1 pseudogene is annotated in these 285 nt (G+C 70.2%); it reads left to right on the plus strand.

The window, feature by feature from the left end:
* A pseudogene (locus ACLBXP_RS25990) lies at positions 1-285 on the plus strand (adenylate/guanylate cyclase domain-containing protein); the annotation flags it as partial.

Here is a 285-nt window from a genome sequence, read left to right on the forward strand (position 1 = left end):
CCGGTCGTCTGGGCCCTCGGCCACACCACCGACAGCCTCGCGGTCGCCGTGAAGATCACGCCGCGCGTGCTCGCCTACTCGCTCGCCGTCTCGGCGCCCCTCGTCTTCGTGGTGCGCATGCGCGACCTCATCGGCGGGGAGGTCTTCGTGAACTTCCTGATCGGGCGCTACCACAAGCCCGTGGCCGAGGAGCGCACCTTCCTGTTCCTCGACGTCGTCGGGTCGACGGCCTCCGCGGAGACGCACGGCGACCTGCGCGCGCAGGAATACCTCAGCGCGGTCTTC

This window comes from Methylobacterium sp. A54F, assembly GCF_053346035.1.